The following is a 19960-nucleotide window of genomic DNA, read 5'->3' as shown; positions in this document are numbered from 1 at the left end:
GCGGGATTCCGGCGACTCGCGGGCGCGAATCTCGCGACTCGCGGGCGCGAATCTCGCGACTCGCGGGCGCGGAACTCGCGACTCGCGGGTCAGTCGAGCGAGGTCTGGACCCAGCCGTAGCTGCGGTTCACCGCGCGACCCCAGTTGGAGTGCTCTCGTTTGCGCAGGTCGGGGTCCATCGCCGGCTCCCACGCCGCGGCGCGGTGCCAGTTGGAGCGCAGCACCTCCACGTCGGACCAGTGCCCCACCGCGAGCCCCGCCGCGTACGCCGCACCCAGCGACACCGCCTCCGAGCCGAGCGGGCGCTCCACCGGCACGTCGAGGACGTCGGCGACGAACTGCATGAGCAGGTGGTTGGCCGTCATCCCGCCGTCGACCTTGAGCCGGGTGACGGGCAGGCCGGAATCGAGGTTCATCGCGTCCACGACCTCGCGCGTCTGCCAGCCGGTGGCCTCCAGCACCGCGCGGGCCAGGTGCCCGCGGTTGATGAACGACGTCAGCCCGACCATGACGCCGCGGGCGTCGGGGTGCCAGCGCGGGGAGTACAGCCCGGAGAACGCGGGCACGATGTAGCAGCCCCCGTTGTCCTCGACGGTCTCGGCGAGCGTCTCGATCTGCGCCGCGCTGCCGATCATGCCGAGCGAGTCGCGGAACCACTGCACGAGCGAGCCCGTCATCGCGATGGCGCCCTCGAGTGCGTAGACGGGGTGGTCCCCGAGCAGGTAGCCGACCGTCGGGATCAGCCCGTGCGTCGACTCCGCGATCCGCGACCCGGTGTTCATCAGCAGGAACGCGCCCGTGCCGTAGGTGCACTTGGCCTCGCCCGGGGAGAAGCAGGCCTGGCCGACGAGCGCGGCGTGCTGGTCCCCGAGCGCGCCCGCGACCGGCACCCCGGGCAGCACCGTCGTGCAGACCCCGTAGACCTCGGCGTTGGAGCGGATCTCCGGCAGCATCCGGCGCGGCACGTCGAGGACGTCGAGCAGGGCGTCGGACCACTCCAGGCTGCGCAGGTCCATCAGCATCGTGCGGCTGGCGTTGGTGACGTCGGTGACGTGCACCCCCGTCAGGTTCCAGATCAGCCAGCTCTCCATCGTGCCGAACAGCAGGTCACCGGCCTCGGCACCCTCGCGCGCACCGGGCACGTGGTCGAGGATCCAGCGCAGCCGCGGCCCGGCGAAGTACGTGGCGGGGGCGAGGCCGCAGACCCGCGTGATCAACGGCCCGTGCCCGTCCTCGACCAGGCGCGAGACGATCCCGTCGGTGCGGGTGTCCTGCCAGGTGACGGCGCGGGAGATCGGGACGCCGGTGTGCCGGTTCCAGACGACGGTGGTCTCGCGCTGGTTGGCGATGCCGAGCCCGACGAGGTCCTCGGACCCGAGCCCGGCGCTGCGCAGCGCGGCCGGCACGACACGCGTGACGTTGCGCCAGATCTCTGCGGCGTCGTGCTCGACCAGCCCGGGCGCCGGGTAGTGCTGGCGGTGCTCGCGCTGGGCGACGGCGAGCATGCGGCCGGAGCGGTTGTAGAGCAGACAGCGCGTCGACGTGGTGCCCTGGTCGATCGCGGCGACGACGCGCTCCCCCTTCACTGCCTGCCCCACGTCGCCGCATGGCCGCCTTCACGCCGTGGAGTCCTGTGAAGGTGGCCATGCTGCAACCCGGAGGGCGTCACGCCGTCCCCTCCACCAGCGACGCCGAGATCTCCCGTGCGGCCGCGACCAGGTGCACCGCCACCGCCGCCCGCAGCTCGCCGCCGATCCCGAACAGCTCCTCCACCGGCCCGACGACGCCGATCGCCCCCGCCACCAGGCCGCCGCTGCCCCGCAGTGCCACCGCGGCACCACCGACGCCGGGCGCGAACTCCCCGCTGTCGCCCGCCCAGCCGCGCCGCCGCGCCACCGCGAGCTGGGCGTCCAGCGCCGCGACGGTGACGCAGGTGCGGCCGGTGTAGCGGGTGAGCGTCAGGTCCCGTGGGGGTGGCGTCGCGACGGGGGCGAACGCGAGCAGGCACTTGCCCAGTGCGGTGGCGTGCAACGGCTGCTCGTCGCCGGTGCGGATGGACTGCGGCGTGCCGTCCGGGCGGAAGACGTGGTGCACCAGCCGCACCGCGCCCGCGTCGGGCACGCCGAGCTGGACGGCGAGCCCGGTGCTCCCGGCCAACGAGTCGGCCCAGTTCATGGCCCGGGCACGCAGGTCGTGCCGGTCCCAGCCACCGCGGCCCAGCTCGCGCAGCGCGCTGCCCAGCACGTAGCGCGACGACGGGTCCTGCTCGACGAACCCGACCTCGCGCAGCGTGCGGACGATCCCGTGCGCGGTGGGCCGGGGCAGGTCCAGCGCCGCGGCCATCTCGTTGATCCCCAGCGGCCGGTCGGTGCTGCCCAGGAGCCGCAGCATCGCGGCGGCGCGCTCGATCGACTGGATGGAACCCGGCATCCCGCCGACCCTAACCCCCGGGAGTGTGACCTGCGTCCGAACGGCGGTTCGACAATGTCGAACACCTCGCGTTGACCCGCGTCGGCGCCGTTCCTAGCGTCCGGTGTCACGGCCTGTCTGTGGGGGCGGCCGACGAGAGAGGACTTCACCGATGAAGAACTCCTACCTGGGTGAGCTGAGTGCCGAGTTCCTCGGCACCATGATCCTCATCCTGTTCGGTACGGGGGTGGTGGCGCAGGTCGTCACCACACCCGACGGCAGCCTCGGCGACCACGACTCGATCACGTGGGCCTGGGGCATCGGCGTCACGCTGGGCGTCTACGTCGCGGCCCGGCTGTCCGGCGCGCACCTCAACCCGGCGGTGACGATCGCGCTCGCCGCGTTCAAGGGTTTCTCCTGGCGCAAGGTGGCGCCGTACGCGCTCGCGCAGACCGCGGGCGCGTTCGTCGCCGCGCTGATCGTGCGCTTCGTCTACTCCGACCTGATCAACAAGGTCGACCCGGGCCACACCATCGCCACGCAGGGCATCTTCTCGACACTGCCCGGCAACGGGGTCGAGGGCGTCGGCGTCGGCACGGCGTTCTTCGACCAGATCGTCGGCACCGCGATCCTCGTGTTCGTCATCTTCGCGCTGACGACCGCGGCCAACAACCCGCCGATGGCGAACCTCGGGCCGGTGGTCGTCGGGCTGCTCGTCGTCGGCATCGGCATGGCGTGGGGCGCGAACGCCGGCTACGCGATCAACCCGGCCCGGGACTTCGGTCCGCGGCTGGCGTCGTTCGTCACCGGCTACACGACCGCGTTCCTCGACCAGAACGGCGATCTCTACTTCTGGTTGCCGATCATCGCCCCGATCATCGGGGGCCTGATCGGCGGGGCGCTGTTCACGTACATGATCGAGGGGTTCCTGCCGAACGAACCGGAGGCCGTCGTGGTGTCCGAGCCCAACCAGAACGCCTGACTCAGCGAGGAGAACAGTGATGGCAGAGTTCGTCGGAGCCGTCGACCAGGGCACCACCAGCACCCGCTTCATGATCTTCGATCACAGCGGCAACGAGGTGGGCCGCCACCAGCTCGAGCACGAGCAGATCCTCCCGCAGGCCGGCTGGGTCGAGCACAACCCCGTCGAGATCTGGGAGCGCACCTCCGCCGTCATCCAGACCGGGCTGAACAAGACCGGGCTGTCGGCGTCGGACCTGGTCGCGCTGGGGATCACCAACCAGCGCGAGACCGCGGTGGTGTGGAACAGGCGCACCGGCCGCCCGCTCTACAACGCGATCGTCTGGCAGGACACCCGCACCGACCGCATCGCCACCGCCCTGGACAAGGACGGCCGCGGCGACGTCATCCGGCAGAAGGCCGGGCTGCCCCCGGCCACGTACTTCTCCGGCGGCAAGATCCAGTGGATCCTGGAGAACGTCGACGGGGCGCGCGAGCTCGCCGAGAGCGGCGACGCGATCTTCGGCAACACCGACACGTGGCTGATCTGGCAGCTCACCGGGGGCGTGAACGGAGGGGTGCACGTCACCGACCCGACCAACGCCAGCCGCACCATGCTGATGAACCTCGAGACCCTCGACTGGGACGACGAGCTGCTCGGCTTCTTCGACATCCCGCGCTCGATGCTGCCGGAGATCAAGCCCAGCTCCTGCCCCGGCGGCTACGGCACGACGCTGACGAACGGCCCGTTCGGCGGCGAGGTGCTCATCACCGGCGACCTCGGCGACCAGCAGACCGCCACCGTCGGCCAGGTCTGCTTCGCCCCCGGCGAGGCCAAGAACACCTACGGCACCGGCAACTTCATGCTGCTCAACACCGGCACCGAGCTGGTGCGGTCGAAGGCGGGCCTGCTGACGACCGTGGGCTACAAGTTCGGCGACGAGCCCGTCGTCTACTGCCTGGAGGGGTCGATCGCCGTCACCGGCTCGGCCATCCAGTGGCTGCGCGACCAGCTCGGCATCATCTCCGGCGCCTCGGAGAGCGAGACGCTGGCCCGCCAGGTCGAGGACAACGGCGGCGTCTACTTCGTGCCCGCGTTCTCCGGGCTGTTCGCGCCCTACTGGCGCTCCGACGCCCGCGGCGCGATCGTCGGCCTGTCGCGCTACAACACCAACGCGCACCTGGCCCGCGCCGCGCTGGAGGCGATCTGCTACCAGAGCCGCGACGTCGCCGAGGCGATGGAGAAGGACTCCGGGGTGCACCTGGAGGTGCTCAAGGTCGACGGCGGCGTCACCGCCAACGAGCTGTGCATGCAGATCCAGGCCGACGTGCTCGGCGTGCCGGTCAGCCGGCCCGTCGTCGCGGAGACGACGGCACTGGGCGCGGCGTACGCGGCCGGGCTCGCCGTGGGCTTCTGGAAGAACACCGACGAGTTGCGCACCAACTGGAACGAGTCGAAGCAGTGGACACCGGAGTGGTCCGAGGACCAGCGTGACGCTGGTTACGCGCAGTGGAAGAAGGCCGTCACGCGGACGTTGGACTGGGTAGACGTGGGCTGAGAGACCCTCGCCCCACGACGAACGAACGAACGAAGGGACACACCATGAGATCGGTCGCGCTCTCCCCCGCCGCACGGGAGTCGGCACTGGAGGCGATGGCGTCGACCGAACTCGACGTGCTGGTCGTCGGGGGCGGTGTCGTGGGTGCGGGAAGCGCCCTCGACGCCGCCACCCGGGGGCTGACCGTCGGGCTCGTCGAGGCCCGCGACTTCGCGTCGGGGACGTCGAGCAGGTCGAGCAAGCTCATCCACGGCGGCCTGCGCTACCTGGAGATGCTGGACTTCCGGCTGGTCGCCGAGGCCCTCTCCGAGCGCGGCCTGCTCATCGAGAAGCTGGCCCCGCACCTCATCCGACCGGTGCCGTTCATCTACCCGCTCAGGCACCGCGCCTGGGAGCGGATCTACGCCGGGGCCGGGGTGGCGCTCTACGACGTGCTCGCCCGCGCGTCCGGACACAGCGCGGGGCTGCCGCTGCACCGCCACCTCACCCGCCGCGGCGCGCGCCGGATCGTGCCGTCGCTGCGCAAGGACGCACTCGTCGGCGCGCTGCAGTACTACGACGCGCAGGTCGACGACGCCCGGCACACGATGTTCATCGCCCGCACCGCCGCCGCGTACGGCGCGCACGTGGCCACCCGCTCGCGCGTGGTCGGCCTGCTGCGCGAGGGCGAGCGCGTCACCGGGGCCGAGGTCCACGACCTGGAGTCCGGCCGCACGATCAAGGTGCACGCCAAGCAGGTCATCAACGCCACCGGGGTGTGGACCGACGACACCCAGTCGATGGTCGGCGAGCGCGGGCAGTTCAAGGTCCGGGCGAGCAAGGGCATCCACCTGGTCGTGCCGCGCGACCGCATCCAGGGCGACTCGGGGCTGATCCTGCGCACCGAGAAGTCGGTGCTGTTCGTCATCCCGTGGGGGCGGCACTGGATCGTCGGCACCACCGACACCGACTGGGACCTCGACAAGGCCCACCCGGCCGCGTCGGCCGCCGACATCGACTACCTGCTCGACCACGTCAACGAGGTGCTGGAGCAGCCGCTCACGCACGCCGACGTGGAGGGCGTCTACGCCGGGCTGCGGCCGCTGCTCTCGGGCGAGTCCGACGCCACGTCGAAGCTGTCGCGCGAGCACGCGGTGGCGCACACCGCGCCGGGGCTCGTCGTCGTCGCCGGGGGGAAGTACACGACCTACCGGATCATGGCCAAGGACGCCGTGGACGCGGCGGTGCACGCGCTCGACGCGAAGGTGCCGAGCTCGGTCACCGAGAACGTGCCGCTGCTCGGCGCCGAGGGGTTCACCGCGCTGAAGAACGCCCGGTACGTCCTGGCCGCGCAGTACGGGCTGCACGAGGCCCGGATCGCGCACCTGCTGGGCCGCTACGGGTCGATGATCCACGAGGTGCTCGACCTCGTGGCGGGCGATCCGACGCTCGGCGAGCCGCTCGCCGGGGCACCGGACTACCTGCGCGCCGAGATCGTCTACGCGGCGCAGTACGAGGGCGCCCGCCACCTGGAGGACGTCCTCGCCCGCCGCACCCGGATCTCGATCGAGACGTTCGACCGGGGCATCGGGTCGGTCGACGAGGCCGCCGCGCTCATCGCCCCCGTCCTGGGGTGGAGCGACGACCAGATCGCGCGCGAGGTGGAGCACTACCGCAAGCGCGTCGACGCCGAGCGGGAGAGCCAGAAGATGCCCGACGACGAGACCGCCGACTCCGCCCGGATGGGGGCGCCGGAAGTGGTCCCGCTGCGCTGAGGCACCCGTGCGCGGAAACCGTCGCCCGGCCACGGTTTCCGCGCACGACTAGCGTTCCGCGCGTGACGGGACCGGCGTGGCGGCGGCGGACGCGGGGCGAGCACCGCTGGCCCGCGCTGCTCGCCGTGGTCGTCGCGATCGCGCTGCAGCTCGGCCTGCCCGACCAGGTGACGCCGACCCCGCGCTGGCTGCTGCCGGGGCTGGAGGCGCTGCTCATCGTGGTGCTGCTGGTGAGCAACCCGCTGCGCATCGACCGGGCGTCGCAGCGGCTGCGGGTGCTCGGCATCGGGTTGGCGTCGCTCGTCGGGCTGGCGACGGCGCTGTCGGTCGTCGGCCTGGTGGTGGGGCTCGTCGACGGCCGGTTCGGCGACGACGCCGCTCCCCTGCTCGCCACCGGCGGGGCGATCTGGCTGACCAACGTCATCGCGTTCGCGCTGCTGTACTGGGAGTTCGACCGCGGCGGCCCGGCCGACCGCGCGGCGGGCGTCGCGGAGCACCCGGACTTCCTGTTCGCCCAGATGCAGACCCCCGACGTGTCCGACCCGGACTGGGAACCGGTGTTCGTCGACTACCTCTACGTGTCCTTCACCAACTCCACCGCGTTCAGCCCCACCGACACGCTGCCGCTCTCGCGGTGGACGAAGGTCGCGATGCTCGTGCAGGCGCTGGTGTCGCTCGTGACGGTGGCGCTGGTCGTCGCGCGTGCGGTGAACGTGCTCGGCTGAGGGCGCCTACCGTGGCGGGGGTGAGCGACCTGATCTCCATCGACGACATCGCCGCCGCCGGGGCCCGCATCGCCGGGCACGTGGTGCGCACCCCGACCGTGGAGTCCCCCGGGCTCTCGGCGCACCTGGGCGTGCCCGTCGCGCTCAAGCTCGAGCTGCTGCAGCGGACCGGGTCGTTCAAGCCGCGTGGGGCGTTCCACAAGCTCCTCGGGCTCTCCCCCGCCGAACGCGCCGCCGGGGTGGTGGCGGTCAGCGGCGGCAACCACGGGCTCGCCGTCGCCGACACCGCCGGGGCGTTGGGGATCGCGGCGACGATCGTCATGCCGTCGTCGGTGCCGGAGCGGGCCGTGTCGACGTGCCGCGCCTCCGGGGCCGAGGTCCGGCTCACCGACGACATGGCGGGCGCGTTCGCCCTGCTCGACGAGCTGGTCGCGGGCGGGATGACGCTCGTGCACCCGTTCGACGACCGGGACGTCATCGCCGCGCAGGGAACGGTCGGCGCCGAGTTCGAGGCCGACGCCCCCGGGCTGACCGACGTGCTGGTGAGCATCGGCGGCGGCGCGCTGATCTCCGGGATCGCGGCGGCGTTCGCGGGATCGGGCGTACGCGTGTGGGGTGTGGAGACCGAGGGGGCCGATGCGATGTCGCAGGCGCTCGCCGCGGGGGCGCCGGTGTCGTTCACCCCGACGTCGGTGGTGAGCACGCTGAGTGCGCCGTACGTGACGCCGCTGACGCTCGACCACGTGCGCTCGCTCGTCGAGGACGTCCTGGTGGTGTCCGATGCCGACGCCGTGCGCGGCACCCTCACCCTCGCCGAGCGGGCGAAGGTCTGGGCGGAGCCCGCGGCCGGGTGCCTGGTGCCGGCGGCGCTGCGGGTGCTCGACCGCGTCGGGCCGGACGCCCGGCTGGGCCTGGTGGTCTGCGGCGGCAACGCCACGACCGCCGACCTGGCGGTGTGGACCGGACGCTTCGCCGCCACCCCGTTCCCGCCGCGGGAGCCCGCCGCCGCCTGAGCCACCCGCCCGCCGCGCCTGAACCGGCCCGCGCCCGCCCAGCCTCACCCCGCCCGCCCAGCCTCACCCCGCCCGCCCAGCCTCACCCCGCCGATGCACTGCGGTGGGGTGGGACTGCGGTGGGGTGGGACTGCGGTGGGGTGGGACTGCGGCGGGGTGGGACTGCCGCCGGGCGCTCGCGCGTTGTGCCGGGTGTGCGTACCGACGTCGTCGTGATCGGGGCCGGGCAGGCCGGGCTCTCGGCCGCGTCCGGGCTGGCCCGGGCGGGGGCCGACTTCGTGGTGCTCGACGGCGAGGACGGACCCGGTGGTGCGTGGCGGCACCGCTGGCCGACCCTGCGCGTCGACGGCGCGCACCGCATCCACGACCTGCCCGGCCTGCACTTCGACCCGACCGACGTCACCCGCCCGGCCGCCGAGGTGGTACCCGAGTACTTCGCCGACTACGAGCGCGAGTTCGGGCTGGCGGTCGTTCGGCCGGTGCACGTGCGCGGCGTACACGACGATGCCCCGGACCTGCGGGTGGAGACCGACCGTGGCACCTGGACGACCCGTGCCCTGATCAACGCCACCGGCACCTGGACCCGCCCGTTCGTGCCCCGCTACCCCGGCACCTTCGACGGGCGCCAGCTGCACGTCGCCCAGTACCGCGGGCCGGACGAGCTCGTCGGGAAGCGGGTCGTGGTCGTCGGCGGGGGCACCTCGGCGGTGCAGCTGCTGATCGAGATCGCCGCCGTGGCCGTCGACACCGCGTGGGTGACGCGGCGCCCGCCGGTGTTCTCCGACGAGACCTTCGACGGGCGTGCCGCCGTCGCGCTCGTCGACGAGCGCGTGCGGGCCGGTCTGGCACCGGGGAGCGTCGTCTCGGTGACCGGGCTGCTGCGCACCCCCGCGGTGCAGGCAGCGCAGGAGGCCGGGGTGCTGGTGCGGCGGCCGATGTTCGACCGGCTGGTGCCCACCGGTGTGGCGTGGGCGGACGGGTCCACATACGACGCCGACGTCGTCCTCTGGGCCACCGGCTGGCGGGCCGCGCTCGGCCACCTTGCCCCGCTGCGCCTGCGCGGGCCCGGCGGCGGGATCGCGATGGACGGCACCCGGGTCGTCGCCGACCCCCGTGTCCACCTCGTCGGCTACGGGCCGAGCGCCAGCACGATCGGCGCGAACCGGGCCGGGCGGGCTGCGGCGCGGGAGGTTCTCAGGACGGAACCTGGGACATGTCCATCCACATGACCTCCCAGTTGTGCCCGTCGAGGTCGTGGAAGCTGTTGCCGTACATGAAGCCGTGGTCCTGCGGTTCGTCCTGCGCCGGGCTGCCACCGTTCGCGATCGCGGTGCTCACCAGCCGGTCGACCTCCTCGCGGCTCTCGGCGGAGAGCGCGAAGATCACCTCGGCGGAGGTGCGGGCGTCGACGATGGTCTTGTCGGTGAAGTCGCTGAACCGCTTCTTCACCAGCAGCATCACCGACGTGTGCTCGTTGACGTGCATGCAGGTGCCGTTCCCGTCGGTGAAGTTCGGGTCGAACGTGAAGCCGAGCGCGGTGAAGAAGGCGACGGAGGCGTCCAGGTTCTCGACGGGGAGGTTGACGAACAGCTTGCGGGACATGATCTCTCCTGGGGCACTCGATGCGGTGCGTACGCCACTATGACGCCGACCCCCGACAGAACTCATCGGTCGCTCGCGACGCTCCTCGTGGACGCCGCGGACGGCCGGTTCCCCGAACCCGACGGGACCTGGATCCGGGTGGCCCCGTGGCGGCCGGGCGTCGAGGCGGTGGTCGCGTTCACCGGGTTCGCCGTGCTCGCCGTCGACGGTCCGGTGCCCGGCCCCGTCGACGGGTTCGGCGGCGCCCACGACCCGCGACTGATCGCCGCGCTCGCGGGCCCGGACGGCTGGATCGACAGCCTCGACGCCGTGCTCGTCGCCCGCGGCACCGGCGGCCCGCCTGTGCTGGTGGGGCGGCCCGACCTGGTCGGGCACCCGCGCGCCGCGTTCGCCCGCGCCGTGCGTGACGACGTGCGGGTGCTCGGCCGCCCCACCGGCGACGAGATCGCAGTGCTCGGGCGCGGGATCGCCGGGCTGACGGAGCTGAGCATGGAGGTACCGCCCGCCGTCCGCGGAGGGACCGGACGCGCGATGGTCCGCGACGCGCTCGCCTCCGTCACGGCGGGGGACGTGGTGGTGGCGGCCTGCGCGCCGGGCAACGCCGCGAGCCTGCGCACGCTGCTGGCCGCGGGCTTCGTGCCGGTGGGGTCGTCGCAGCTGTTCCGGCGCGCCTCCGCGTCGCAGTGAAGCCGCCTTGCTGCCGTCTCGGGGCGGCAGGGTGGCTTCACTGCAGTCCGGGGGGCGGAGGCCGGGTCACGAGCCGGCCGCGCCCACCACGAAGCCGACGGCCGTGGCCGCACTCCCGCCGATGTTCAGGGTCGCGACCGTGCCCGCGCCCTCGACCTGGCACTCCCCCGCCCGCCCGGTGACCTGCCGGGCGGCGTCGTGCAGCATCCGCACCCCCGTCGCCCCGACGGGATGCCCGGCCCCGATCAACCCACCGGAGGGGTTGACGGGCAGCGCGCCGCCGCGGGCGATCCGTCCGTCGTCGACGGCTTTCGCGGCCGGGATCCCGAGGTGCTCCAACGCGACGTACTCGGTGATCGTGAAGCAGTCGTGCAGCTCGATCGCGTCCAGCTCCTCGGGTCCTGCGATCCCGGCCCGGCCGTACGCCTCGGTGATCGCCGTGCGCAGGTGCGGGAACAGGTACTCGCGGCCGCGGCTCGCGTCGAGCTTGTCCTGCAGTCCGAGCGAGCCGGTGCGGTGGCCCCAGCCGCGGATCACCGCGGGGGTGCGACCGGTGCGCCGGGCCCACTCGCCGGCGTAGCGCCGCCCGGCGAGCACCACGGCCGCGGCGCCGTCGGTGATCCGCCCGCAGTCGGCCGCACGCATCTCCCCGACCACCGACGGGTTCGCCGCGTCGTCGGCCGCGGTGACGACGTCGGTCCAGCCGCGGGTCTGGGCGAGCGGGTTGGTGCGGGCGTTCTCGCGGTTGATCTCGGCGATGCGCCGGAGGTGGTCGCGGTCGAGCCCGTCGCGCTCGTCGACCTCCTGCGCGATGCGCTCGAACAGCGTGGGCCAGGGCAGCCCGTCGGGGAACTCCTCGCGCCCCACCCACGCCGCGCAGCCGAGGTGGTCGGCCGCCTGCCGCCCGCCGACGTTGCGCATCAGCTCGACGCCCGTCACGAGGGCGACGTCGTAGCGGCCCGCCTCGATCTCCGCCATCGCGGCGAGCACGGCGATCGAGCCCGACGCGCACGCGGCCTCGTGCCGGCTCGTGGGCAGCGAGGACCAGGCGGGGTCGAGCGTGGTGAGCAGCGCGCCGAGGTGCGCCTGACCGGCGAACAGCTCGGCGGCGAGGTTGCCGACGTGCCCGGTCCCGACGTCGGACGCGGGCACGTCGGCGTCGGTCAGGGCGGACGCGACGGCGTCGGCGAGCATCGCACGCAGCGGCTCGTCGGAGACCCGGGACCAGTTGGTGGCGAAGTCGGTCTGCGCCCCGCCGAGCACGAACACCTGTTCCGTCATGGGGTCCACGATCGACCCTGCCGCGCCTGTGGACAACTCCCCGGTCCTGTCGGGGAGCCGTGCCGCACTCGTGCCGTGACCGCTCTGCCCCTCCCGCGGCCGCGCCTGCTCACCGCGGCCGGGTCCGCCGCGCTCGACGAGGCCACCGACGGTCGCTACGAACCGCAGGACGGGACCGTCGTGATGTCACCGAGCCCGGTCCCCCGCCATCAGGCGTGTCAGGGCGAGCTGATGGTCCAGCTCCGGGGCCAGGTGCCCTCGCACGACATCGAGACCCTGTCCCCCGGATCGCGGCGCACCGATCGCACCGTCAAGCGCGCGGAGTACCCCGACGCGCGCATCCCGCACTACTGGATCCTCGACATCACCGACGGCGTCGGCCTCGTGGAGTGCCACCACCTGGCCGGCGAGTTCGGGTACGCCGACGCCGGACCGGTCACGGGCCGCTGCACCACCGACGACCCGTTCCCCGCCCGCATCGATCTCGACGTGCTGCTCGCCTAGCCGTCCGTCCGCACCTCGGAACCGTCCTGCCCCCACCGGGTGTGGAACTTCCCCTCGGCGTCGGTGCGCAGGTAGGTGTGGGCGCCGAAGAAGTCCCGCAGGCCCTGGATGAGGTTGGCCGGCCCGCGCTCGCGGCGGTAGCCGTCGTAGTAGCTCAGCGAGCTGGCGAACGCAGGCACCGCCACGCCCTGCTGGGTGGCCGTCACGACCACGCGGCGCCACGCGTCCTGCGCGTCGGCCACGGCGTCGGTGAAGTACGGCACCATCAGCAGGTTGTCGAGGTCGGGGTGCTCGGCGTAGGCGTCGCGGATCCGGTTGAGGAACTGCGCCCGGATGATGCACCCACCGCGCCAGATGGTGGCCATCGACCCGAGGTCGAGGTCCCAGTCGTTCGCGATCGACGCGGCCCGCATCTGCGCGAAGCCCTGCGCGTAGGCCACCACCTTCGAGGCGTAGAGGGCCTGGCGGATGTCGTCGACGAGGCCGTCGGGCCCGTCACCCGGCGTCGGCCCGGCCAGCGTCGTCGACGCCGCCCTGCGCTCGTCGCGCAGTGCGGAGAGGCCACGCGCGAACACCGCCTCCGTGATGCCGGTCAGGGGCACGCCGAGACCGAGGGCGTCGACGGCGGTCCAGGTGCCGGTGCCCTTCTGCTCGGCCTGGTCGACGATCACGTCGACCAGCGGGCCGCCGGTCTTCTCGTCGGTCTTGCCGAGCACCTTCGCGGTGATCTCGATGAGGAAGGACTCCAGATCCCCGGAGTTCCACTCCTCGAAGATCTTCGAGATGGCCGGGGCGTCGAGCCCGCCGACGTGGGTGAGCAGGTCGTAGGCCTCGGCGATGAGCTGGATGTCGGCGTACTCGATGCCGTTGTGCACCATCTTCACGTAGTGCCCGGCGCCACCCGGCCCGACGTGCACGCAGCACGGCGTGCCGTCGACGACCGCCGCGATCGACGTGAGGATCTCCTCGACCTCCGCGTACGCCGACGGGTCGCCGCCGGGCATGATGCTCGGCCCGAGCAGCGCACCCTCCTCTCCGCCCGAGACGCCGATGCCCATGAAGCGCAGGCCGTTCGCGGCGCACTCCTCGGTGCGGCGCACGGTGTCGGGGAAGTGCGAGTTGCCGGCGTCGATGATGATGTCACCCTCGTCGAGCAGCGGCGTCAGGTCGGAGATCACGCCGTCGACGGGCTTGCCCGCCTTGACCATCACGATGATCCGGCGCGGCTTCTCCAGCGCGGCGACGAAGTCCTCCAGCGACTCGGCGGCGGTGAACGCCCCCTCCTCGCCGTAGGCCTCCATGAAATCGGTGGTCTTCGCGGTGGTGCGGTTGTGCACGGCGATCGGGACCCCCCGACGCGCGATGTTGCGGGCCAGGTTCGCGCCCATCACCGCAAGCCCGGTCACACCGATACGGCTCGTCGCCTCAGTCATGCCCGGACCGTACCCAGATCCCGAGGTGCCGCACACCCGGTCCCGCGGCGCACCTCCCTGCGTGTCCTACATCTCCGCGGCGGCCGGGATGACCTCCTTGCCGATCAGCTCCAGACGCTCGGTCTCCCACACGCGCGGCACCCAGCCGTGGGCCTCGGTGACGCCGAGGGCGGCGAGCGGCCGGAGCTGAGCGAGCAGGGCGTCGACCTTCTCGCCGTTCTCCCCGGTGTCGAGCGGGAACATGACGGTCTTCTCGATCTCGTCGTAGTCGCGCCCGACGTCGGCGCAGTGCCCGCGCAGGATGTCGAGCTTGCGCTCCACGTCCGGCCCGGCGAACAGGTTGCACGCGTCGGCGTACTGCGCGACGAGGCGCAGCGTCTTCTTCTCCCCGCCACCGCCGATGAGGATCGGCGGACGGCGCAGTGGCTGCGGCACGTTCATCGTCGCGCCGAGGCGGTAGTGCGTGCCCGCGTACGGCCCGTCGTCCGCGCCCCACATCTGGCGGCAGATCTGCAGGGTCTCCTCCAGGCGCTCGAAGCGCTCGGCGGTGCCCGGGAACGGCAGGCCCAGGCCGGTGGCCTCCTCGTCGTTCCACGCGGCGCCGATGCCCAGCCACGCGCGGCCCTTCGACAGGACGTCGAGGGTCGTGACGAGCTTCGCGAGCATCCCCGGCTCGCGGTAGGTGACGGCGGTGACCCAGGCCAGCAGCTGGACGCGCGACGTGCGCGCCGCGAGGAAGCCCAGGGTCGTGTACGCCTCCAGCATGTCGTTCTCGATCGGCCCGACCGGGCGGATCTGCCAGAGGTGGTCCATGACGCTGACGCGCGCGAAACCGGCCTCCTCGGCCGCCACGACGATGCGCGTCAGGTCGTCGGCGAGCCCGCCGGGCCCGCTCGGGTAGGTGAAGTCCGCGACGTGCAGACCGATCTCCACAGCAGTACCTCTCCCCTGCGGCCGACCAGGTGCGGCCGCTCGGACACCGACGCTAGCCCCGTGTCGCCACCGCAGCCTGGCCCCGACGGTCCTACCCTCACCCGCCGACAGCCCGGGTGCCGAGGACCGCGACTCGCGGGCGGAAGAACGGCGACTCGCGGGCGGGGAAACGGCGACTCGCGGGGGTGTTCCGGTATGCGGTACGGCGGTCCCGATCCGACGGGCGGTCGCCGTAGCGTCGCGTCCGTCGTCCGCGTCGCGTCCGTCGTCCACCTGGGAGGTTCCGTGTCGGACTACGAGGTCGTGCTGCTGCGGCACGGGGAGACCGTCGGCTACGACGGGGACCTCGGGCTCACTCCGCTCGGCGAGGAGCAGGCGCGCGAGCGCGGTGCCGTGCTGGCGAAGGAGATCGCGCCCGGCACCGTCGTCCGGATGCCGCACGCCCGTACCGCGCGCGCGATCGCGACGGCGGTCGGGTTGCGGGCGGCGCTGGTCGACGCCGGGATCGAGCCGGGCCCGCTGCACCCCGACCCGTGGTTCGACAACCTGCGTTACTCGCTGCACGGACAGGGCGTCGACACCTCCGACGCGGTCACCGAGCGGCTGACGCTCACCGGCGACCTGCCCGACTGGGCCCGCGAGTACGACCGCTTCGACTCCGACTACCGCTCGGTCGCCGCGGCGGGCGGGCCGATCGAGTACTGGCTGCACAACCCGACGCTGTACTTCGAGCCGCCGCACGTGGCCGCGCACCGGTTCTGGCGCGGCATCACCGAGGTCGGCCGCGACGCCCCGGAGAACCTGCTGGTCGTCGCCGCGACGCACTCGGCCCCGATGCGCGCGTTCCTCGCCACGACCCTCGGCGAGGACCCCGGCGAGCCGCACAATCTGGAGGACATCCGCGTGCGGGTGCGCCCCGACGGCTCCGCCGACGTCACCTTCCGCGGCCGCACCACCTCGATGACGGTGCCGCCGCACCTGCCGCCGTGGATCGACCGCGACTGGTTCGAGTCCTACGGCCGCTGATCCGACCGTCCCCGATCAGATGTTCATGTCCTCGGGCGGGCGGCCGGACGGCACACTGCCGGCCCCGGCCGGACCGTCGGCCGAGACGGGACGGTCGAGGCCGAGGGTGTACGCCGTCATCGACAGCGAGCCGTAGGCGTACCCGTCGACCAGTACGTCCGCCCCGCCGCCGGACGCCGCCCCGAGCCCCGCGAGGTAGAGCAGCGGGATGAAGTGGTCGGGTGTGGGCACGGCGACGTCGAAGTCGCGCGACCCCACGATGCCCGGCAGCACGTCCGGGGAGCCGGTCATGGTGGCGCGGGCGGCCTCGTCGAAGCGCTGCGCCCAGTCGAAGCCCTCGTCGCGGCGGCGCGGGTCCATCCCGCCGAGGTTGTGCACGACGTTGCCGCTGCCGACGACGAGCACGCCGCTCTCCCGCAGCGGGGCGAGCTTCGCGCCGAGGTCGAGATGCTCGTCGAAGGACTTCCCGGCATCGATCGAGAGCTGGATCACCGGGACGTCGGCGTCGGGGAACATGTGCGCGAGCACCGACCATGTGCCGTGGTCGATCCCCCAGCTGTCGACGTCCTGGCCCACCCACGTCGGCTTGGCGATCTCCTCGACCTCCGCGGCGACGTCGGGCGCCCCCGGTGCGGGGTAGTCGACGTCGAACAACGCTCCGGGGAAGCCGAAGAAGTCGTGGATCGTGCGTGGCCGTGGCATCGCCGTGACGGCAGTGGCGTTGATGTACCAGTGCGCCGAGACCACGAGGACCGCCCGCGGCCGGGGCAGCGCGGCACCGAGGGCCGCCCACGACTCCGTGTACCGGTTGGACTCGAGGGCGTTCATCGGGCTGCCGTGCCCGATGAACGCCGCAGGCATGGGTGTCATGCTCAGAGAGGGTAGGCGAGGCGGAGCACGGCGAGAACGAGCGCGAGGACCCCGAGCACCAGCGGCGGGAGGTAGGCCTCCTTGCGCCGGACGTGCACGACGACGGCGCCGGCCATGGTCAGCGCGAGGCCGATCGCCGCGACGGGGACCAGCCAGGTCGCGATGCCGGTGACCGCGGGGAGCACCAGCCCGATCGCACCGAGCACCTCCAGCAGACCGATGGTCTTGATCGCCGAGGACGAGAAGTCCTCGGCGTACCCCATGCCGGCCGCGACGAGCGCGGGCTTCGGTCGGGCGAGCTTCATGCCACCCGCGCCGAGGAAGGCGAGGGCGAGGACGATCTGCAGGATCCAGGCGACGACGGACACGGTGCGCTCCCAGCGCTCGACGGTGACTTGAACTCTCAATAATGTAGCGCAAGATGCATGAGCGTTGAAGCAACGTCACCCGACCGTGACCCGTGCCCCAGGATGACGCCGTGATCGCGATCCTCCTGGCCCTCGGCACCGCGCTCGGCTACGGCGTGGCCAACTACCTGGCCCCCGTGCTCGGTAGGCGGATGCCGCTCGCCGCGGTACTGCTGGGCAGCCAACTCGGCGGACTCGCCGTCTCGGTCCTCCTGACGCTCGGCTCCGACCTGACGATGGACGCCGCGGGCCTCGCGTTCGCCGTCGCGGCCGGGGCGAGCAACGCCGGCGCTCTTGCCTGCCTCTACCGCGCGGCACAGACGGGCAACCTCAGCGTGATCTCCCCGGTCGCGGCGAGCGGTGCGGCGGTGCCGGTGCTGGTCGGACTGGCCTCCGGGGACCGGCCCGGACCGTGGCAGCTCGTCGGGATCCCGCTGGTGCTCGTCGGGATCGTGCTCGCCGCACGCCGCCCACCCACCGGGCCGGGCGGCACCCGGGGCATCGGCTGGGCCCTGGGCGCCGCCGCGCTGTTCGGGACGTTCCTCACCACGTACGCCGGAGCCGCGGCCGACTCCTCGTCCGGGGCGCTGGTGTGGTCGCGGGTCGCGCTCGTGCTCACCACCGGCCTCGGGATCCTGATGCTCCGCGCCCCGGTCCGGGTCGCACCCCGCGACGGTGCGCTCGTGCTCGTCCCCGGGCTGCTGCTGGCCCTGGGCACGTTCGCGTTCGGCGAGGCCACCCGGATCGGGCTGCTCAGCGTCGTCTCGGTGATCGCCACGCTCAACCCGGTGGTGACGGTCGTGCTCGCGTTCGCCCTGCTCCGCGAGCGGCCCGCGGCGGCGCAGCGGACCGGTGCCGCGCTCGCCCTCACCGGGATCGTGCTTCTCGCGATCGCCTGACCGGTGATCGCCTGACCGGTGATCGCCTGACGATGCGCACGACTAGATCGGGTGCAACCATGCGCGCATGCCGATCACCGGGTACTCCCACGTCCGCCTGACCGTCACCGACATCGCCCGCTCGCGCGCGTTCTACGACGAGGTCTTCGGCTTCGACGTCGCCTTCGAGGTGCCCGCCGACGCCGACGACGCCACCCGCGAGCAGCTGTGGTTCGTCTTCGACGGCGTCATCTACCAGGTACCGGGCGGCCTGCTCGGCCTGCGCCCGACGGCCCCGGACGGCGATGTGTTCGACGAGAACCGCGCCGGGCTCGACCACCTCAGCTTCGGCGTCGACTCCCGCGCCGACCTCGACGCCGTCGCCGCGAAGCTCGACGCACTCGGCGTGGAGCACGAGCCCGTCAAGGACATCGGGATGGGCTTCCTGCTGGAGTTCCGCGACCCCGACAACATCGCGCTCGAACTGATGGCCCCCGCCGGGTCCTAGAACGCGGGCCAGGGGATCGCCGGGCCGTACCCCGAGGGTTCCGGGAAGCGCGGCTCGGCGATCAGCGCGTCGACGCGCGAGGACAGCGTGCGCACCTCGCGGCGCGTGACGTGCTCGCCCAGCACGTCGGCGAAGGTGCCGTCGAGCTCGGTGCGCAGCTTCTCCAGCGCCTCGACGACCTCGCCGGGCAGGGGCTCGCCGACCCAGCCCCACAGCACCGTGCGCAGCTTGTCCTCGACGTGCAGCGTGAGGCCGTGGTCGACGCCGTAGAGATGCCCGTCGGTGCCCGCGAGGACGTGCCCGCCCTTGCGGTCGGCGTTGTTGACGACGACGTCGAACGCCGCCATCCGACGCAGCGCCGGGGTGTCGGCGTGCACGAGGACGGCGGGCTCACCCCGGTCGCCCCGGGCGCGCAGCACGCCGATCCAGCCATCGGGCACCTTCTTCGGCGAGCACACGTCGACGAACTCGCGCTCGTCGTCGGTGTCGACCCAGACCTGCACCATCCCCGGCCCGAACGGCCCCTCGCGCAGCAGCGTGGGCGGCACGAGGTGCAGCCCGGCCGCCTCGGAGACGAGGAACGAGCCGTACTCGCGGCCGGCCAGCGTGCCGTCCGGGAAGTCCCACAGCGGACGCTCGCCGCGGACGGGCTTGTAGACGCACCTGGCCTCCACCCCGTCGGCGCTGACGGTGCCGAACAGCGTGGCGTTCGAGGCGTCGACGAGGCGGCCGGTGATGTCGATGCGGCCGTTGCGGAGCAGTTCCGGTACCGCGGGGTCGCGAGGATGCACCGAGGGGTGGCCCTCAGCCCTCGACGGCGGGCGTGCGCCGGCGGTAGCCGTTGAGCCGCACGCAGACGTGACCCTCGGGATCGAGCGCCTCGGCGCACAGCGGGCACGGCGGACGGCCGGCGGAGACGACCTTCTCCGCGCGGTCGGCGAAGGCCTGCGCCTGCACCGGGGAGAGGAAGACGCGCAGGGCGTCGGGGCCCTCCTCGGCGTCGTCGAGGACGACCGACTCGTCGACCTCCTCCTCGCTCACCGCGAGCAGCTCCACGACGACCGACTTGGAGTCGGCGTCCCACCCCAGGCCCATGGTGCCGACCCGGAACTCCTCCTCCAGCGGCACGGCCAGGGGGTCGAGGTCGGTGCCGTCGCCCGGGGTGTCGGGATCGTCGCCGCCGAACCGGCGCGCCACCTCCTCCAGGAGAGCGGCGATGCGCTCGGCGAGCACCGACACCTGCTGCTTCTCCAGGAGCACGCTGATCGTGCGCGAGTCCTCGATGGCCTGCAGGTAGAAGGAGCGGTCGCCGGGCTCGCCGACGGTCCCGGCGACGAATCGCTCGGGCTGGCGGAAGACGTGAATGACGCGTGACATGACCCTTCCAGGGTAGCTGCCCCCGGCGCGGACG

General features: G+C 72.8%; 21 protein-coding genes. 11 read left to right on the top strand and 10 right to left on the bottom strand.

Annotated elements, in window-relative coordinates; all coding sequences use genetic code 11:
- Positions 1–89: 89 nt before the first annotated feature.
- Together glpK (I4I81_RS30375) and I4I81_RS30370 are read right to left on the bottom strand one after the other, a co-directional pair.
- Positions 90–1598 (bottom strand): glycerol kinase GlpK, encoded by a 1509-nt coding sequence (gene glpK, locus I4I81_RS30375; RefSeq protein ID WP_226363646.1) that lies wholly within the window; start codon positions 1596–1598, stop codon positions 90–92.
- 67 nt (positions 1599–1665) lie between these two features.
- The gene (locus tag I4I81_RS30370; protein ID WP_218601197.1) at positions 1666–2430 is read right to left on the bottom strand and encodes an IclR family transcriptional regulator; all 765 of its coding nucleotides are present in this window, start codon (positions 2428–2430) and stop codon (positions 1666–1668) included.
- A 151-nt stretch (positions 2431–2581) separates the two neighbouring features.
- Here I4I81_RS30370 and I4I81_RS30365 point away from each other — a divergent pair, with 151 nt between their 5' ends.
- From I4I81_RS30365 to I4I81_RS30340, 6 genes are all read left to right on the top strand, one after another.
- Positions 2582–3391 (top strand): MIP/aquaporin family protein, encoded by an 810-nt coding sequence (locus I4I81_RS30365; protein WP_218601198.1) that lies wholly within the window; start codon positions 2582–2584, stop codon positions 3389–3391.
- Positions 3392–3410: 19 nt separating this feature from the next.
- Positions 3411–4928 carry a glycerol kinase GlpK gene (glpK, locus tag I4I81_RS30360; protein WP_218601199.1) on the top strand — a complete coding sequence of 506 codons (1518 nt, stop codon included), beginning with the start codon at positions 3411–3413 and terminating at the stop codon, positions 4926–4928.
- A gap of 44 nt (positions 4929–4972) precedes the next feature.
- A complete protein-coding gene (locus I4I81_RS30355; protein WP_218601200.1) occupies positions 4973–6682 on the top strand; it encodes a glycerol-3-phosphate dehydrogenase/oxidase in 1710 nt (569 codons plus the stop codon).
- Positions 6683–6744: 62 nt separating this feature from the next.
- Positions 6745–7407 carry a DUF1345 domain-containing protein gene (locus tag I4I81_RS30350; RefSeq protein ID WP_218601201.1) on the top strand — a complete coding sequence of 221 codons (663 nt, stop codon included), beginning with the start codon at positions 6745–6747 and terminating at the stop codon, positions 7405–7407.
- Positions 7408–7427: 20 nt separating this feature from the next.
- The gene (locus tag I4I81_RS30345; protein WP_226363645.1) at positions 7428–8420 is read left to right on the top strand and encodes a threonine ammonia-lyase; all 993 of its coding nucleotides are present in this window, start codon (positions 7428–7430) and stop codon (positions 8418–8420) included.
- A 194-nt stretch (positions 8421–8614) separates the two neighbouring features.
- Positions 8615–9649 carry a flavin-containing monooxygenase gene (locus I4I81_RS30340; RefSeq protein ID WP_218616491.1) on the top strand — a complete coding sequence of 345 codons (1035 nt, stop codon included), beginning with the start codon at positions 8615–8617 and terminating at the stop codon, positions 9647–9649.
- Here I4I81_RS30340 and I4I81_RS30335 read toward each other — a convergent pair.
- Positions 9615–10022: a VOC family protein gene (locus I4I81_RS30335; protein WP_218606315.1), complete on the bottom strand. Its 408-nt coding sequence runs from the start codon at positions 10020–10022 to the stop codon at positions 9615–9617. The genes I4I81_RS30340 and I4I81_RS30335 overlap by 35 nt on opposite strands.
- A gap of 87 nt (positions 10023–10109) precedes the next feature.
- On the opposite strand from I4I81_RS30335, the gene I4I81_RS30330 reads away from it, so the two are divergent.
- A complete protein-coding gene (locus I4I81_RS30330) occupies positions 10110–10709 on the top strand; it encodes an N-acetyltransferase (RefSeq protein ID WP_218606314.1) in 600 nt (199 codons plus the stop codon).
- A gap of 66 nt (positions 10710–10775) precedes the next feature.
- Here the strand turns inward: I4I81_RS30330 and I4I81_RS30325 are convergent, their stop codons facing one another.
- The gene (locus I4I81_RS30325) at positions 10776–11990 is read right to left on the bottom strand and encodes an acetyl-CoA acetyltransferase (protein ID WP_218616490.1); all 1215 of its coding nucleotides are present in this window, start codon (positions 11988–11990) and stop codon (positions 10776–10778) included.
- 75 nt (positions 11991–12065) lie between these two features.
- Here I4I81_RS30325 and I4I81_RS30320 point away from each other — a divergent pair, with 75 nt between their 5' ends.
- On the top strand, positions 12066–12494 hold the full coding sequence (locus tag I4I81_RS30320; protein ID WP_218602128.1) for a Uma2 family endonuclease: 429 nt from the start codon (positions 12066–12068) through the stop codon (positions 12492–12494).
- On the opposite strand, the gene gnd is transcribed toward I4I81_RS30320, so the two are convergent.
- Both gnd and I4I81_RS30310 read right to left on the bottom strand, forming a co-directional pair.
- Positions 12491–13927: an NADP-dependent phosphogluconate dehydrogenase gene (gene gnd, locus I4I81_RS30315; RefSeq protein WP_218602127.1), complete on the bottom strand. Its 1437-nt coding sequence runs from the start codon at positions 13925–13927 to the stop codon at positions 12491–12493. The two genes, I4I81_RS30320 and gnd, sit on opposite strands and share 4 nt — an antisense overlap.
- A gap of 66 nt (positions 13928–13993) precedes the next feature.
- A complete protein-coding gene (locus I4I81_RS30310) occupies positions 13994–14860 on the bottom strand; it encodes an LLM class F420-dependent oxidoreductase (RefSeq protein WP_218602126.1) in 867 nt (288 codons plus the stop codon).
- Positions 14861–15145: 285 nt separating this feature from the next.
- Here I4I81_RS30310 and I4I81_RS30305 point away from each other — a divergent pair, with 285 nt between their 5' ends.
- On the top strand, positions 15146–15886 hold the full coding sequence (locus I4I81_RS30305) for a histidine phosphatase family protein (protein WP_218602125.1): 741 nt from the start codon (positions 15146–15148) through the stop codon (positions 15884–15886).
- 15 nt (positions 15887–15901) lie between these two features.
- Here the strand turns inward: I4I81_RS30305 and ygiD are convergent, their stop codons facing one another.
- Positions 15902–16756: a 4,5-DOPA-extradiol-dioxygenase gene (gene ygiD, locus I4I81_RS30300; RefSeq protein ID WP_218602124.1), complete on the bottom strand. Its 855-nt coding sequence runs from the start codon at positions 16754–16756 to the stop codon at positions 15902–15904.
- A 2-nt stretch (positions 16757–16758) separates the two neighbouring features.
- On the bottom strand, positions 16759–17163 hold the full coding sequence (locus tag I4I81_RS30295; protein WP_225924736.1) for a DoxX family protein: 405 nt from the start codon (positions 17161–17163) through the stop codon (positions 16759–16761).
- Positions 17164–17234: 71 nt separating this feature from the next.
- Between I4I81_RS30295 and I4I81_RS30290 the strand changes: the two genes are divergently transcribed.
- Together I4I81_RS30290 and I4I81_RS30285 are read left to right on the top strand one after the other, a co-directional pair.
- Complete coding sequence (locus I4I81_RS30290) at positions 17235–18062, top strand: EamA family transporter (RefSeq protein WP_218602123.1); 828 nt, start codon at positions 17235–17237, stop codon at positions 18060–18062.
- A gap of 67 nt (positions 18063–18129) precedes the next feature.
- Positions 18130–18549 (top strand): VOC family protein, encoded by a 420-nt coding sequence (locus tag I4I81_RS30285; protein ID WP_218602122.1) that lies wholly within the window; start codon positions 18130–18132, stop codon positions 18547–18549.
- Here I4I81_RS30285 and I4I81_RS30280 read toward each other — a convergent pair.
- Both I4I81_RS30280 and I4I81_RS30275 read right to left on the bottom strand, forming a co-directional pair.
- Positions 18546–19340: an SCO1664 family protein gene (locus tag I4I81_RS30280; RefSeq protein ID WP_218602121.1), complete on the bottom strand. Its 795-nt coding sequence runs from the start codon at positions 19338–19340 to the stop codon at positions 18546–18548. The genes I4I81_RS30285 and I4I81_RS30280 overlap by 4 nt on opposite strands.
- Positions 19341–19353: 13 nt before the next feature.
- Positions 19354–19926 (bottom strand): DUF3090 domain-containing protein, encoded by a 573-nt coding sequence (locus tag I4I81_RS30275; RefSeq protein ID WP_218602120.1) that lies wholly within the window; start codon positions 19924–19926, stop codon positions 19354–19356.
- Between the last annotated feature and the right edge of the window lie 34 nt (positions 19927–19960).

The organism is Pseudonocardia abyssalis (assembly GCF_019263705.2).
Classification (GTDB): domain Bacteria; phylum Actinomycetota; class Actinomycetes; order Mycobacteriales; family Pseudonocardiaceae; genus Pseudonocardia; species Pseudonocardia abyssalis.
The sequence above is the reverse complement of the archived record's forward strand: the minus strand, read 5'-3'. Positions and strand labels throughout refer to the sequence as shown.

What these genes read in the sequence shown, in the direction of transcription:
- I4I81_RS30370 (WP_218601197.1), bottom strand. Translation starts at nt 2,430, where the DNA reads ATGCCGGGTTCCATCCAGTCGATCGAGCGCGCCGCCGCGATGCTGCGG.
- I4I81_RS30365 (WP_218601198.1), top strand. Translation starts at nt 2,582, where the DNA reads ATGAAGAACTCCTACCTGGGTGAGCTGAGTGCCGAGTTCCTCGGCACC.
- glpK (WP_218601199.1), top strand. Translation starts at nt 3,411, where the DNA reads ATGGCAGAGTTCGTCGGAGCCGTCGACCAGGGCACCACCAGCACCCGC.
- I4I81_RS30355 (WP_218601200.1), top strand. Translation starts at nt 4,973, where the DNA reads ATGAGATCGGTCGCGCTCTCCCCCGCCGCACGGGAGTCGGCACTGGAG.
- I4I81_RS30335 (WP_218606315.1), bottom strand. Translation starts at nt 10,022, where the DNA reads ATGTCCCGCAAGCTGTTCGTCAACCTCCCCGTCGAGAACCTGGACGCC.
- I4I81_RS30325 (WP_218616490.1), bottom strand. Translation starts at nt 11,990, where the DNA reads ATGACGGAACAGGTGTTCGTGCTCGGCGGGGCGCAGACCGACTTCGCC.
- gnd (WP_218602127.1), bottom strand. Translation starts at nt 13,927, where the DNA reads ATGACTGAGGCGACGAGCCGTATCGGTGTGACCGGGCTTGCGGTGATG.
- ygiD (WP_218602124.1), bottom strand. Translation starts at nt 16,756, where the DNA reads ATGACACCCATGCCTGCGGCGTTCATCGGGCACGGCAGCCCGATGAAC.
- I4I81_RS30285 (WP_218602122.1), top strand. Translation starts at nt 18,130, where the DNA reads ATGCCGATCACCGGGTACTCCCACGTCCGCCTGACCGTCACCGACATC.
- I4I81_RS30275 (WP_218602120.1), bottom strand. Translation starts at nt 19,926, where the DNA reads ATGTCACGCGTCATTCACGTCTTCCGCCAGCCCGAGCGATTCGTCGCC.